Origin of the sequence: Shewanella sp. Iso12 (assembly GCF_012030025.1) — a bacterium.
Classification (GTDB): Bacteria; Pseudomonadota; Gammaproteobacteria; order Enterobacterales; family Shewanellaceae; genus Shewanella; species Shewanella algae.
In genome coordinates, this window is the sequence record NZ_JAAUHW010000008.1 from 152,858 (window position 1) to 165,882 (window position 13,025).

The window sequence follows — 13,025 nt, forward strand, 5'->3', positions numbered from 1 at the left end:
TGCAATTGTTGATCGGGATCAGTATGGTTTATTCTGCATCAGATTAGAGTCTAAAAAATAGCCGATTACCAGAAAAATCCGGAGAAAACAAATGGGTAAGCTTTTTATCATCGAACAACATGAAGAGGCTAACACTGATGCGATTGCCAAGGGACTGGAAGTAGCGGAACTACTAGGTAAGCAACCACAGGTATTTGCTTATTGCTACGAATATTTTTCCGGTGATGATTATTATAGCCCACGGCTTGCCGGGGCCGCCCAGCAGCGGCTGATGAAGGAGAAGCAAGCCGAGGTGTCGGCTCATCTCAAGGAGTTGGATGCCGAAGATGTACCGCTGCATATCATCTGGAGCAAGTATCTCTACGAGCATGTCAGCAACCATGCCGGCCGCTATGGTTTTGATATGGTGGTCAAGACAGTTCACCAGAGCGAGCACTTTCTGCCGACCGACTGGCATCTTATTCGCAGTACCAAGGTGCCCTTGATGCTGCTCAGCGACAATCCGATCAAGAAGGCGTCAAGTATTCTGATGGCGGTGGATCTCGATGCCAGAAGCCAGCAAAAACAGCGCCTCAACCAACTGGTGTTGCAACATGGCCGCCAGTTGGCCGAGGCCAGCGGTGCCAAGTTGCATCTGGCGCATATCATCCGGGTACCCAAGGTGATCCGCGATCTTGAGGTGCTCAACCTGCATGAAATGGTCAAGTCGGCCTGGCGTAAGCATCAGGCCATGCTGGACCAGACCGGGCTTCCCAAAGAGCAGATCCATATCATTGCCGGCGATCCGGATCTTTGTCTGTATCAGTTGTCCTGCAGGCTCAAGAGCGACTATCTGGTGATAGGTGCTCGTCAGCGCCAGGGCTTGATGGGGCGGGTGATAGGCAATACCGCCGAGCAGATCTTGCGGCGCGTGCGCAGCAATGTGCTGGTGATCCCAACCGATGAGGAACAGACAAGCTGATAGCTTGCCTGCTCACAAGCCCTTTTGGCTGAGGGCAACCAAGGCCTCGGCGGCCGGGGTCAAGGGTAGGTTGTTACGCCAAATCAGCCCTAGCTGCCAGGTGATTTCACTCGCCATGGGCCGATAGCTGAGGGTTTGCTCGCCGAGCTTGTCGCAGATGGGCTCCGGCAGCAGCGCCAGCCCCATTCCGGCCTGTACCATTGCGCCGAGAAAGTCCCATTGACCACTGCGAAAAGCGATATTCAACGTGACCCCGGCTTCGCGGCTCAGGCGGGTCAATAATTTTGCCAGTGAAAAGTCCTCGTTGTAGAGAATGAAAGGATACTCGGCCAGATCCCGCCATTCTATCGCCTGCTTGCTGATCAGTGGGTGACCTACCGGCAGGCAGACCTTCAGTGGATAACCCTGCAGCGGCGATGAAGATAGCTGCTCTCCATGGGTGGCCGGCAGCGCCGTGAAGGCGATGTCCAGAGTGTCGGCCAGCAGTGCCTGCTCGCAACCAAAACCACCGTATTCATGCATCTGCAACTCGACCGCCGGATAGGTGCGGCGAAACTCGGTCAACAGATCTATGGTCAGACTGCTCATCATAGGGCAGACCCCGAGGCGCAGGTGGCCGGATTTGAGGCCACTCAAGTTACTCAAGTCCTGCTCCATTCTGTGCCATTGACCTATTATCTGGCAGGCGCTGGCATGGAATATCTCTCCGGCCTGAGTGAGCTCTACCTTCTGATTGCTGCGGATCAAGAGCTGTTGATCCAGGGATTCCTCCAGACGTTGGATCATCTTGCTCAATGTCGGCTGAGTCAGGTACAACTGCTCGGCGGCGCGGGTAAAGTTGCCGGTTTCCACCAGGGTCAGAAAGCAGTGTAAGGTCTTGATAGGTACGTTCATGCTTATTTGGAATTCTCGCTATGGAATTAATTCATTTTACTAATAGTCATGGCGGCGTTAATTTGATCAGCGTCCCAAGTAAAGAGGAAAAATCGATGAAAGCCTATCAAGGTTTGTGGGTCAGCTCTCTGTGGCAAACCGCCACTGAAACTCAGGAACACAAGGCCAAGCCTGCCAAAGCCAAGTCCCAGAGTTTTTGGAAGCTGATGTTCCACAAAAAAGCCAAAGCAGTCTAAAGTTACCCGGCCCGTGCCGGGTTTCTTTTATCCCGCCAATACCCCTTCCTTTGTTTTGCCCTGTTGGCCCTTTGGGTTAGTATTTGCCTGATTAATTCAAGGGGAAGCTTGTGGATCTCAGCCAGATATGGACGGACGAATCCGAGTACCGTCGGGTTGCGCTCAAAGTCAGCGCATGGACTATTTTTTGCCTCGGGGTACTGTTCAGTGGCTTTAACTGGTATATGGGGTTGCCATTACTGTCTTTGATGGAACTGGCCATGGCCGGTTTCTGTCTGTTGTTGCTCTACCGTTTGCCCACAACCTCCAGGCTGAAAGAGTGGTCGTTATGCTTTCTATCTTTGCTCTTTTTCATCGTGCTGCTGGGAATTTGGCAGGCGCGCTTGAGCTCAATTCTCTATAGCTGGTTATTTATCTTTCCGCTGCTTTCTTATCTGCTGCTGGGTAAACGTTGGGGCGTGGGTTTCAACGCGGTATTTATCTTTGGTGGTATGAGTCTATTGCTGCTGCGGCTGGTTATGCTGGAGTCGGAGCTGCATTTTTCCCTATTCATCAATGTGGGTCTGTGTCTGTCTACTTTGTGGATCATGAGTCATGTGTTTGAGAGCAAGCGGGCCGAAATGGTTGAACGTTTGCAACTGATGGCGGCGCTGGATCCACTGACCTCTGTCTACAACCGTTTGCATCTTGAACCGGTATTCAATCTACTGCAGCAACAGATAACAGGGCGTTTGGCACTCTTGCTGGTGGATGTCGATCATTTCAAGCAGATTAACGACAATTTGGGCCACGATGCCGGCGACAGGGTGTTGCAGCAGTTGGCGCGGCTACTGCAGGAGTTTGTGCCGTCCCCTGAGCATGTTTTTCGCGTCGGCGGTGAAGAGTTTTGTCTCTTGCTGCCGGTGGCGGACATGGCCGAGGCGCAGAGGCTGGCGGAGTCTGTCAGAGCGGCGGCTGAGTCTCTGCCCCTGGACTTGGCCACAGCGCAGGGCCTAAGCGTCAGTATTGGCATAGCCTTGTCACCAGAGCCGAGCTCCAGGCCAAAACCTGAGCTGCGCCAGGTGTATCGTCAGGCCGATGAGCGCCTGTATCAGGCCAAGCTCAATGGCCGTAACCGAATCGAACCGCCGCAGTCCTGAGTATTGCGGCTACTGCAGCAGTGGATGCTCCTTGGGCAACTTGCCGCTGATCCACATTACCAACCTATGTTTCATATTGGGGCCATCTTCCTTGTCCGATGGCAATGGCCCTATCAGTTTATCCTGCACCAAGAGGCGATAGACGCACTCGACTTTCTCTTTCTCCGGCACCTTGTCCCCAAGCGGGGCAAAGCCACGCTTGAGCGAGTATCCCAAACCTATCTCCAACGCCAGTTTCAACAGAGCCGCTTCATTCTTGTGTTTCTTCATCTGTATCGCTCCCAGCTTGTGCCTGCTCCTAAGCTAACGCAAAGTGACTGAGATTACACTTAAAAATCCTTCGACAGCCTCAGGTGCCCTTGTACCTTATTTGAGCATACTTTAAGCTGGTCGTTGGAACGACAAGGATTAATACCATTCCCGATAGAAGGTGGATTTTCCAACAAGCTTCCCTGAGGCGTGTTGAAAAGGTGCTTGTACGGTGCAGGCCAATGTCGATTTATCCCGATGAACTTTCCATTGTCCTACTTGCCTCCATACCTTTTCATTCTCGCTCGGTGAGCCAGCTTCTGCACGGAATGGCGTACCTCAACGTAGGGAGAGAAGTGATGTCCAAAGTCAAATATCAAGCCAAGGCGCAACGTACCTTGACCGTCAAAAACACCTCATTCCAATACTACAGCCTCAATGAAGGGCCCTTGGCGGAAATTGCCGAGGTTGCCGCATTACCCAAGAGTTGCAAGGTGCTACTGGAAAACATTCTGCGGCATCTGGATACCGACCATTGTGATATCGACGATCTGCAGGCGCTTGCCAAGGGGCGCGGCCGCGGCAGCCAGCAGGAGATCGCCTATCATCCGGCGCGGGTATTAATGCAGGACTTTACCGGCGTCCCGGCGATAGTCGACCTGGCCGCCATGCGGGCGGCGCTGGTGGCCAAAGGGCGCGATCCGCAAAAGATCAATCCTCTCTCCAAGGTGGATCTGGTGATTGACCACTCGGTCAGCATCGACAAGTTCGCCAATCCGGATGCCTATCGGGACAATGTGGCGATTGAGATGCAGCGCAACTTCGAGCGTTATCAATTTCTTAAGTGGGGCCAGGGCGCCTTCGATAACTTCTCCGTGGTGCCACCGGGTACCGGCATTTGCCATCAGGTAAACCTCGAGTATCTGGCCAAAGGTGTCTGGCAGGGGCTTGGCGAAGAAGGAGCCACTTGGGTCTATCCAGATACACTGGTGGGCACTGACAGCCACACCACTATGATCAACGCCTTGGGGGTACTTGGCTGGGGTGTCGGGGGTATCGAAGCCGAAGCGGCCATGTTGGGGCAACCCATCTCAATGCAGATCCCGGATGTGGTGGGGTTCGAGCTCAAGGGGCAGCTCAGTGAGGGCATTACAGCCACCGACCTGGTGCTCAGAGTCGTGGAGATGCTGCGCCGCCAGGGGGTAGTGGGTAAATTTGTCGAATTCTATGGTGATGGCTTGGATCAGTTGCCGCTGGCCGACCGAGCCACCATTGCCAATATGGCACCGGAATATGGTGCGACCTGTGGCTTCTTCCCGGTGGATGCGCAGACACTGGAGTATCTGCGCCTCAGTGGCCGAGATGAACAGACGGTTGCCTTAGTGGAGGCTTACACCAAGGCGCAAGGGCTGTGGCGAGAGACTGGCGATAGCGCCCCCGAGTTTGCCGATACCCTGAGCCTGGATCTTGCCAGTGTTGAACCCAGCCTGGCCGGGCCCAAGCGGCCCCAGGACAGAGTCGCCGTCAGTCAGCTCAAGCAGGCGGCCGAAGATGCCATTCGTCTCTCGGGGCGCAGCGAGCTTGAGCAGGCGTTTGTACTCGAAGGCAGCGAGCTTGCCATGCACCATGGCGATTTGGTGATTGCCGCCATTACCAGTTGTACCAATACTTCCAACCCGGCGGTGATGCTGGCCGCCGGGTTGCTGGCACAAAAGGCGGTGGAGCTGGGGTTGGAGCGCAAGCCCTGGGTCAAGACTTCGTTGGCCCCAGGCTCCAAGGTGGTGACCCAGTATCTGCAACAGGCCGGACTGCAAACGGCACTCGATAGCCTGGGCTTTAACCTGGTGGGGTATGGTTGCACCACCTGTATAGGTAACTCTGGTCCCTTGCCGGAGGCGGTCACCAAGGCGGTCAGCGAACAGAAGATCCATGTGGGTTCAGTGCTTTCCGGTAACCGTAACTTCGAAGGGCGGATCCACCCCTTGGTGGAGTCCAACTGGCTTTGCTCGCCTCCTCTGGTGGTCGCCTATGCGTTGGCGGGAACCAGCCGTATCGATCTCAGTCGCGATCCCATAGGCCAAGGCCGCGATGGTAAAGCGGTTTTCCTCAAGGACATTTGGCCCAGCAACGCCGAGATAGCCGCCGTAATGGGCAAGGTGAGTCGCAGCCTGTTCCAGCAGCAGTATGCCGATGTGTTTCATGGCGATGATGCCTGGCGCGCCATCGACTCGGGCTCGGGCAAAACCTATGCCTTCGATCCCGCCTCCACCTATATTCAGTTACCGCCCTTCTTCGAAGCCGAATACGGCGGTAATGCGGACGACATTAAGGGGGCCGCGATTCTGGCGCTATTGGGAGACTCTGTCACCACAGATCATATCTCCCCGGCCGGGGTGATCCCCAAAAACAGTCCGGCAGCCGATTATCTGCGCGGTCATGGTGTAGCCGACAAGGACTTCAACTCCTACGGTTCACGCCGCGGGAATCACGAGGTGATGATGCGCGGTACCTTCGGTAATATCCGTATCCGCAATGAGATGGTGCCCGGGCATGAAGGTGGTGTTACCCGGATGCAGGGCGAATCTGAGGTGCGCTTTATCTATGACGCTGCCATGGCCTATCGCGCCAGAAAGCAGGCGAGTGTGGTTATTGCCGGTAAAGAATATGGTACAGGTTCCAGCCGTGACTGGGCCGCCAAGGGTACGCTGCTGCTCGGGGTCAAGGCGGTCATAGTGGAGAGCTTTGAGCGTATTCACCGCTCCAACTTGGTGGGTATGGGCGTGCTGCCATTGCAGTTTCTGCCCGGGGAAACCCGTCAGACTCTGGGCCTGACTGGTGATGAGACAGTGGATATTCTCGGCTTGGATGGCGAGCTTAAGCCAAACCAGAAGCTGCAGGCGCAGATCCATTATCCCAATGGAGAGTCCAAAACCATAGCGCTGCTCAGCCGCCTGGATACCGGCATGGAGGTTGCCTACTACCGTGCCGGCGGTGTGCTGACGTATGTGCTGGAGCGTTTGGCCGCCGAATAGCCCAGCTGCTTCAGGCAAAAACCGCGCCTTTGGGTGCGGTTTTTTATTGGGAAAAGCCAAGTGGTGCCACAGCGCTCCATGTTTTAAAATGCCGCATAATCTCAAGTGGCAGGAGCGCCCATGTACCAAAACAAACAAGCCGTAGCCCTCGGCAGCCTGGCTCTGATGACAGCCGTTGCCATACTGCTGATCTTACTGGCCTTTTGGGCCTGGCCTAAATACAAGGTCTATAAGCTGGAGCTGGACGGCATCGCCGCTTTGAAGGAAGCAGAGTGGAGCAAGCAGATCCTGATTGAGGAAGCCAAGGCTCGGGAACAGGCGGCCCTGATGCAGGCCAAGGCCAAAGTCACCCTGGCTGAAGCGGAAGGACGGGCAATGATCGCCAGAGCCAAGGCCGAAGGGCAGGCCGATATCGAGCGTGCCAAGGCGGCTGCCGAAGCCAACAAGATTATCGGCGAGTCACTCAAGGGCAATGAAGCCTATCTGCGTTACGTGTGGATCAAGGGGCTGCAGGAAGGCAAGGGCGAGCGCATCTATATTCCAACTGAGGCCGGCTTGCCTTTGCTGGAAGCGGGAAAAGCCCCCGGGAAATAGCCTGTTGCCCGGCAAGCCGCTCGTTACTTGAGTCTGAGTGCGGTTTAGCTGAACTGAGGCAAGTCAGTTGTCCCAGGTTAGCGGTACCGAGTCGGCCTCATGTGGTAACTTGTCGCCGAAGCGTTGCACCAGCCAGTCGATAAACAGCTTCAGTCTGTGGCTGGGGTGGCGTTTGCGTGGATAGATAAGCGACAGTGGCATGGCTTGCGGCGGATACTGCTGTAACACTGGCACCAGAGCGCCACTTTGCAAATGTGGCGCTATACCATAAGTGGGTACCTGGATAAGACCAAAGCCTGCCAATCCGGCGGCAATATAGGCATCTGTACCATTGGTTCTTATGCTTTGGGGCAAGGTGTATTGATGGTATTTCCCCTCTTGCCTGAACTCCAGCGGCTCGATACGACCACTTGCGGGTAACAGATAGCCCACCATCTTGTGGTTACTGAGTTGCGAAGGCGTTTGCGGAACTCCGAAGCGCGCCAGATAATCCGGGCTTGCCAGCGTGACTATCTCAAAGCATCCCAAACTTCTGGCAATAAGGTTGCTGTCCTCCAGTGTGCCGGCCCGCAGTGCCAGATCGACCCCTTCACCTATGATATCGATGCGCGGATCCGAAACGCCAAGCTCCAGCTCTATGTCCGGATAACATTGATGAAATTCCGGTAATGCCGGCAAGATAAGCAATCGGGCGAGTCTGGCGGGCATGTTGATCCTAAGCAGCCCCGCCGGGCAGCTTTCTTTGGCAAATAGGCCCTGAAGATCGTCCCAGTCTGCCAGCAGCGCCGAGGCCTTATCCAACACCTGTTCGCCCTGCTCGGTCAACCTGACCTGTCGTGTGGTGCGTACCAGCAACTGTACCTTGAGTTGCTGCTCCAACCGCTGCACCGCCTGGGTTACGGTCGAGCGTGGTAGATTGAGTAAAATGGCGGCCTTGGTGAAACTTCGCGTCTCGGCGACCCGGCGAAAGATATTCAGGGTTTGCAGTCTATCCATGATTGTTCGTGATTTTGGAATACACTGGCTGTTATAGCGTTATTTATCCCAAAGGTAAAAACAAAGATGCTGTTGGCAGTTCAATGGAGGTAACAGATGAAAACACGAAAACTGGGTAGCAAGGGACCGGAAGTATCGGCGCTGGCGCTGGGATGCATGGGCATGAGTGAGTTTTACGGTCCGGCCAGTGATGCAGAGTCCTTGGCAACGCTGGATCTGGCGCTGGAGCGCGGCGTCAACTTTTGGGATACCGCCGATGTTTACGGACCTTTTCGCAATGAAGAACTGTTGGCACAAGCGCTCAAAGGCCGTAGGCAGCAGATCTTTCTTGCCAGTAAATTTGGCATAGTCAGGGATGAAGCAGATGTGCACAAGCGCGGCGTCAACGGTCGCCCCGAGTATGTCCGCCGCTCTGTGGAAGCCAGCCTCAAGCGTTTGGGGACAGATTATATCGATCTCTATTACCAGCACAGAATGGATCCCGAGGTACCGATAGAGGAAACTGTCGGTGCCATGGCCGAGTTGGTGCAGCAGGGCAAGGTGCGCTATCTGGGTTTGAGTGAAGTGGACAGCGACAGGCTGCGCCGCGCCCACAAGGTGCATCCCATTACAGCGGTGCAGAGCGAATATTCTCTCTGGAGCCGGGATCCTGAAAGCAAGGTATTGCCGCTTTGCCAAGAGCTGGGAATAGGTTTTGTTGCCTACAGCCCTCTGGGGAGAGGTTTTCTCAGCGGTGCTATTCGCAGCATAGACGACTTTGCTGCCGATGATTTCAGGCGCTCTCATCCCAGATTTCAGGGGGAGAACTTTGAACGTAATCTGGCGCTGGTGGATGCCATCAAGGCACTGGCTGAAAGCCGAGGTTGCAGTTCGTCACAGCTGGCGCTGGCATGGCTGCTCAGCCGCAATGAGCATCTGATCCCTCTGTTTGGCACCAAACGGCGGCGTTATCTTGAGGATAATATTCAGGCTTGCACTTTGACTCTTGGCCGAGAGGAGTTGGCGGCCATTGAAGAGGCGTTTCCCATCACAGCAGTAGCTGGGAGCCGTTATGGCGCACAGATGATGCCGTTGTTACCCAATGAGTAGTGGTACTGGGGTTGGCTAATCCCCATTACTTGGGGGTGAGCTTTACACAAGTTCAATTGTGCCTAACCCCTAACCCTAACAATAGGCCATTGCAAATACCAAGGAATATGCTTTGGAGTAGTCGCAGGACGTTGATGATAATAGTGTAGCGAGGCATGGATGCCGGGGTTAGAAGGTCGAGCAAGGCGAATGTTACTAAGCAACAAGTCTATGAGTGTGAGCCAAGGTGGCCGTTGTGCATGGAGGCATTTACACCTTAACTTTCTGCCGCAGGCACAGCGGCTATCATAGCTTTCAGCCCCAAATTGTATCTAACTGCCAACTAAGCGGCAGCCAATCACCTGCGGTGCGGATAGGCAGGAAGCCTGAATGCCGTGAAGGACAGGACGTCCGAGAACGGCCTCTCACACAGGCGATCCTGTGACACGCTGTAAACCCATTCCTGGGCGCTCGACGAAAACATCCCTGTTTTCGACGGTCACAGTTCCGCCTGTACCTGGATAAAGGTGTACATCTTAAACTGCGAAGTTGTATTGACGGTGATTTAGCCTACGACACCTGAATCCAGGTCCTGATGGATTTGAGGCCCACTCTGGCAGGGATGCCAGAGTGGCGCCATCAGGGATGATTTTATGGCATGCCGAAAAGTCGCCAGGACGAAAGCCCGCGGCAGCTGTGGGGTGAAACTCTACGACTTTTGCCTGAATCTTGGGAACAGTGGTTGTTGCGTCTTGCCGATTAAGCTCTAGGAGCCGGGGTTGGGGTTTGTTAGAGTAGGCGCAGTTTTTGGCGTCGGCTGATGCGGACAAGCGAGAAGGCTTCAGCATGATAGCCAACCGCCGAGTCAAAGTATTGAGCCAGGCCCCGAGTTAAAGCTCTGAGTTAAAGTCTTTAGGCCAAGGCTGTAAAACCAAAGCCGTTAAACCAAAGTCGTTAAACCAAAGCCGTTAAAGTGAACCGAGTCATAGATGAATCCATGCCCCTTGTGTGCCAACACCCAACCTAAACAGACAGTTCCCGCCAGGGTTGCCAGACGTTATTTTCTCTGCCCAGAGTGTCGGCTCATCTTTCTCGACCCTGCGCATTTTCTGCCCTTGAATGAGGAGCAGCAGTTTTACGATACCCACGAGAACAGCATTGACGACCCCGGCTATGTGGGCTTTTTGCAGCGCCTGTTGACGCCGGCGATGACCTTTCTGCGCCCGGGTATGCAGGGACTGGACTTTGGCTGTGGCCCTGGGCCGACACTATCAAAACTCCTTGCCAGGGAAGGGATAGCGTGTGACGATTTCGACCCGCTGTTTTTCCCCAATCCATTGCAGGCGCAGTATGACTTTATTCTCTCCAGCGAGTGTTTCGAGCACTTGCACAGGCCTGCCGCCGAGATAAGCGCGCTGCTGGCACGTCTGGTTCCTGGGGGCTATTTAGGCATAATGACAGACCGCTGGCAGAGTGAAGCCCAGTTTTATGACTGGCACTATACCCGGGATCCTACCCATTGCAGTTTTTTCCATCGCGCAACATTGGACTGGCTCTGTGAGACGTTTGCTTTGAGCTTATGTTTTGTCGATGAGCGGCGGATTGCCATCTTTCAAAAAAATTGAGGCATCAAAGTGAAGGGCTGGGAAGGGCAGGCAAGCCCCAATCCCTTTGGGGCTGTACCTTGAAACCGGGGCGCCTCCAGGAAGCAGCGACCCGGTTTTTTTCGCTATCAGTTGGCAGCGCCAGTGCTGAAGTTATTTTCCACCAGCGGCTGCTTGTTATCGGCCTGAGGCACATGGCACTGGGTACAGAAATAGTTCTGTCCATTGAGGGTGCCCTTGTCGTCGATAACATGGGACTTGGCCACAGGCGTTGCCTTCATGCGCTTGGCCTTGCTCCAGTCATGGCAGTTCATGCAGCTGTTTTTCTTCAGGCTGATGGGGTAGTCGGCCTTGTGAGGAATGAGCGGCGGCTGCTCGGCGTAGTTGCGCTCTATGGCATTGCCACGCATTGGATAGGAAGGCATGGCATCGGCCGGGCGTACAGAGCTAATCTCTGCATCGCCACCGCCAAGAGAACTGACGTTAACCGGCTGAGCCGTTTCTGCCTGCTGTCCTGAGCAGGCGCTGAGTGCCAGCAGCATCGCGGCTGCGCTGAGTGTTTTTTTCATTGCTTGTTCTCCGCCTTGGTGGCAATTCGGTTGCAATCTATTTTGTTGGATTTGTCTTTGGCTTCACCCTTGGGCGAGAGCCGGGTTAATGGCGTATCAAACTCAAAGACCTTCTTGGCACAGACATCGATACAGCGGCCGCAGAGGGTGCAATCGGTACTGGTTATCGTAGGGTTGCTTCCCTTGAGGGCGGGTTTGAGCACCTGCCGTTCGGGACACACGGTAAAACAGTCCATACAGTTGTTGCAGTCGTTGGCTCTTACCGCCTCGATATTGACCAGTCGCAGCTTGCCCAGCAGACTGTAGAGGGCACCACTTGGGCACAGGTGGCTGCACCAGGCGCGCTCGCTGACGAACAGATCCAGTAGCAGTATCGCCAGCAGCAGCCACAGGCCACTGAAACCACCGAACAACAAGGCTCGGTAGGCCACGGGAACCGGGTTGAGCCACTCCCAGGCCAACAGGCCGGTCAGTGGGGGCAAGAGCAACACCAATACCAGCAGATAGTAGCGCAGCGACCTTGGCAGCTCGGGCAATCTGGGCAGGCCCAACTTGCGTCTGAGCCAGGCAGCCGTATCTGTCACCATATTGACCGGGCAGACCCAGCTGCAGAACACCCGTCCACCCAGCAGGCCATAACCCAGGGCGACAATGGCGGCGCCGAGCAGCAGGCTCAGCTCCGGCAGATGGCCACTGGCCAGGCTCTGCAGCGTCACCAGCGGATCGGCCAGCGGCACTGTGTCCAGTAGCAGGCTGGCCGACAGGTTGCCTTTCAGTAGCCAGAGGCCAAACAATGGCCCTATGGCAAACAACAGCAAAACGCTCAGTTGTGACAAGCGTCTGAGTAGCAGGAACCTGTGTGCCGTCCACCAACCCAGGGTGGCGATGGCATCGGCGGCAAAGGTGTCTGAGCTTTGATGTTTTCTCCGACTCATATTGCCCCTCCGTTACCCAGTCCGGGCAGCCCTTGATTGAGCATCTCCAGGGTGGTCTTTTCCGTGTCTATGTAAGTGTCGTGCTCGGCGGTCTTGCCGCTGGCGAGTTTCTGCGGCAGCACCTTGATCGCCGGTTCTTCCAAAACGCAGGCATGTTCACACTTGCCGCAGCCGGTACAGATATCGGCATGCACGGTAGGAATAAACATGGCGTGGTGGCCACTGCGCTCATTGCGGGCACGCTCAAGGGTGATGGCCTCATCGATGAGCGGGCAGACACGGTAGCAGACATCACATCTCAGGCCTTTGAAGTTAAGGCAGTTTTTCTCATCGATCAGTACGGCTGTGCCCATTCTGGCATCCTCGATTTTCTCGAGGCCGGTATCCAGTGCCCCACTGGGACAGGCGCGGGTACAGGGTATGTCCTCGCACATCTCGCAGGGGATACTGCGGGCGCTGAAGAAGGGCGTGCCTGTGGCTGCCCCTTCAAACCAACGCGCCAGTTTCAGGGTGTCATAGGGACAGGCCTCGACACAGAGGCCACAGCGAACGCAGGCCGAGAGAAAGGCGTCTTCGGCTAGGGCGCCCGGGGGACGTATCGCCTGGGGCGCCAGCGACTGGGACTTGGCCAGCGCTGATATCCCCAGCCCGGCCAACCCCATCACACAGCCGGCTTTGGCCGTGGTCGCCAGAAACTGGCGACGATTGATGTTATTGACACTATTGCGTTTGTCACCCATTACTGCTG

General features: G+C 55.3%; 13 protein-coding genes. 7 read left to right on the forward strand and 6 right to left on the reverse strand.

Translation table 11 applies throughout. The annotated features are described in order from the left end of the window. Positions 1-91 precede the first annotated feature (91 nt). Positions 92-961 (forward strand): universal stress protein, encoded by an 870-nt coding sequence (locus HCX89_RS14540; RefSeq protein ID WP_025008964.1) that lies wholly within the window; start codon positions 92-94, stop codon positions 959-961. A 12-nt stretch (positions 962-973) separates the two neighbouring features. On the opposite strand, the gene HCX89_RS14545 is transcribed toward HCX89_RS14540, so the two are convergent. Next, positions 974-1,855 (reverse strand): LysR family transcriptional regulator, encoded by an 882-nt coding sequence (locus tag HCX89_RS14545; RefSeq protein ID WP_167716523.1) that lies wholly within the window; start codon positions 1,853-1,855, stop codon positions 974-976. A 95-nt stretch (positions 1,856-1,950) separates the two neighbouring features. Between HCX89_RS14545 and HCX89_RS14550 the strand changes: the two genes are divergently transcribed. Both HCX89_RS14550 and HCX89_RS23100 read left to right on the forward strand, forming a co-directional pair. Further along, positions 1,951-2,091 (forward strand): hypothetical protein, encoded by a 141-nt coding sequence (locus tag HCX89_RS14550; protein WP_156018842.1) that lies wholly within the window; start codon positions 1,951-1,953, stop codon positions 2,089-2,091. A gap of 110 nt (positions 2,092-2,201) precedes the next feature. Further along, a complete protein-coding gene (locus tag HCX89_RS23100) occupies positions 2,202-3,230 on the forward strand; it encodes a GGDEF domain-containing protein (protein WP_093982325.1) in 1,029 nt (342 codons plus the stop codon). 9 nt (positions 3,231-3,239) lie between these two features. On the opposite strand, the gene HCX89_RS14560 is transcribed toward HCX89_RS23100, so the two are convergent. Beyond that, positions 3,240-3,500, reverse strand: coding sequence for a DUF5062 family protein (locus tag HCX89_RS14560; protein ID WP_025008966.1), 261 nt, complete (start codon positions 3,498-3,500; stop codon positions 3,240-3,242). A gap of 338 nt (positions 3,501-3,838) precedes the next feature. Here HCX89_RS14560 and acnA point away from each other — a divergent pair, with 338 nt between their 5' ends. Beyond that, on the forward strand, positions 3,839-6,511 hold the full coding sequence (acnA, locus tag HCX89_RS14565; protein WP_071238472.1) for an aconitate hydratase AcnA: 2,673 nt from the start codon (positions 3,839-3,841) through the stop codon (positions 6,509-6,511). Positions 6,512-6,631: 120 nt separating this feature from the next. Further along, a complete protein-coding gene (locus HCX89_RS14570; protein ID WP_025889971.1) occupies positions 6,632-7,105 on the forward strand; it encodes a hypothetical protein in 474 nt (157 codons plus the stop codon). Between the two features lie 63 nt (positions 7,106-7,168). Here the strand turns inward: HCX89_RS14570 and HCX89_RS14575 are convergent, their stop codons facing one another. After that, a complete protein-coding gene (locus HCX89_RS14575) occupies positions 7,169-8,101 on the reverse strand; it encodes a LysR family transcriptional regulator (protein WP_028779422.1) in 933 nt (310 codons plus the stop codon). 96 nt (positions 8,102-8,197) lie between these two features. Here HCX89_RS14575 and HCX89_RS14580 point away from each other — a divergent pair, with 96 nt between their 5' ends. Beyond that, positions 8,198-9,190, forward strand: a complete 993-nt coding sequence (locus tag HCX89_RS14580) for an aldo/keto reductase (RefSeq protein WP_025889972.1) — start codon at positions 8,198-8,200, stop codon at positions 9,188-9,190. 968 nt (positions 9,191-10,158) lie between these two features. Continuing rightward, complete coding sequence (locus HCX89_RS14585) at positions 10,159-10,794, forward strand: class I SAM-dependent methyltransferase (protein ID WP_025889973.1); 636 nt, start codon at positions 10,159-10,161, stop codon at positions 10,792-10,794. 107 nt (positions 10,795-10,901) lie between these two features. Here the strand turns inward: HCX89_RS14585 and HCX89_RS14590 are convergent, their stop codons facing one another. Genes HCX89_RS14590 through napG form a run of 3 tightly spaced genes read right to left on the reverse strand, consistent with a single transcriptional unit; the run spans position 10,902 to position 13,017 of the window. Further along, positions 10,902-11,342, reverse strand: a complete 441-nt coding sequence (locus HCX89_RS14590; protein WP_025889974.1) for a nitrate reductase cytochrome c-type subunit — start codon at positions 11,340-11,342, stop codon at positions 10,902-10,904. After that, positions 11,339-12,277 carry a quinol dehydrogenase ferredoxin subunit NapH gene (gene napH, locus HCX89_RS14595; RefSeq protein ID WP_025889975.1) on the reverse strand — a complete coding sequence of 313 codons (939 nt, stop codon included), beginning with the start codon at positions 12,275-12,277 and terminating at the stop codon, positions 11,339-11,341. Before napH ends, HCX89_RS14590 begins: the two co-directional genes overlap by 4 nt. Then, positions 12,274-13,017: a ferredoxin-type protein NapG gene (gene napG / locus HCX89_RS14600; protein WP_045283007.1), complete on the reverse strand. Its 744-nt coding sequence runs from the start codon at positions 13,015-13,017 to the stop codon at positions 12,274-12,276. Before napG ends, napH begins: the two co-directional genes overlap by 4 nt. Between the last annotated feature and the right edge of the window lie 8 nt (positions 13,018-13,025).

Excerpts from the sequence above, each read along its gene's own strand:
- HCX89_RS14575 (WP_028779422.1), bottom strand. The coding sequence starts at position 8,101 with ATGGATAGACTGCAAACCCTGAATATCTTTCGCCGGGTCGCCGAGACG.
- HCX89_RS14545 (WP_167716523.1), bottom strand. The coding sequence starts at position 1,855 with ATGAACGTACCTATCAAGACCTTACACTGCTTTCTGACCCTGGTGGAA.
- napG (WP_045283007.1), bottom strand. The coding sequence starts at position 13,017 with ATGGGTGACAAACGCAATAGTGTCAATAACATCAATCGTCGCCAGTTT.
- HCX89_RS14560 (WP_025008966.1), bottom strand. The coding sequence starts at position 3,500 with ATGAAGAAACACAAGAATGAAGCGGCTCTGTTGAAACTGGCGTTGGAG.
- acnA (WP_071238472.1), top strand. The coding sequence starts at position 3,839 with ATGTCCAAAGTCAAATATCAAGCCAAGGCGCAACGTACCTTGACCGTC.
- HCX89_RS14580 (WP_025889972.1), top strand. The coding sequence starts at position 8,198 with ATGAAAACACGAAAACTGGGTAGCAAGGGACCGGAAGTATCGGCGCTG.
- HCX89_RS14540 (WP_025008964.1), top strand. The coding sequence starts at position 92 with ATGGGTAAGCTTTTTATCATCGAACAACATGAAGAGGCTAACACTGAT.
- HCX89_RS14570 (WP_025889971.1), top strand. The coding sequence starts at position 6,632 with ATGTACCAAAACAAACAAGCCGTAGCCCTCGGCAGCCTGGCTCTGATG.
- napH (WP_025889975.1), bottom strand. The coding sequence starts at position 12,277 with ATGAGTCGGAGAAAACATCAAAGCTCAGACACCTTTGCCGCCGATGCC.
- HCX89_RS14550 (WP_156018842.1), top strand. The coding sequence starts at position 1,951 with ATGAAAGCCTATCAAGGTTTGTGGGTCAGCTCTCTGTGGCAAACCGCC.
- HCX89_RS14585 (WP_025889973.1), top strand. The coding sequence starts at position 10,159 with ATGAATCCATGCCCCTTGTGTGCCAACACCCAACCTAAACAGACAGTT.
- HCX89_RS14590 (WP_025889974.1), bottom strand. The coding sequence starts at position 11,342 with ATGAAAAAAACACTCAGCGCAGCCGCGATGCTGCTGGCACTCAGCGCC.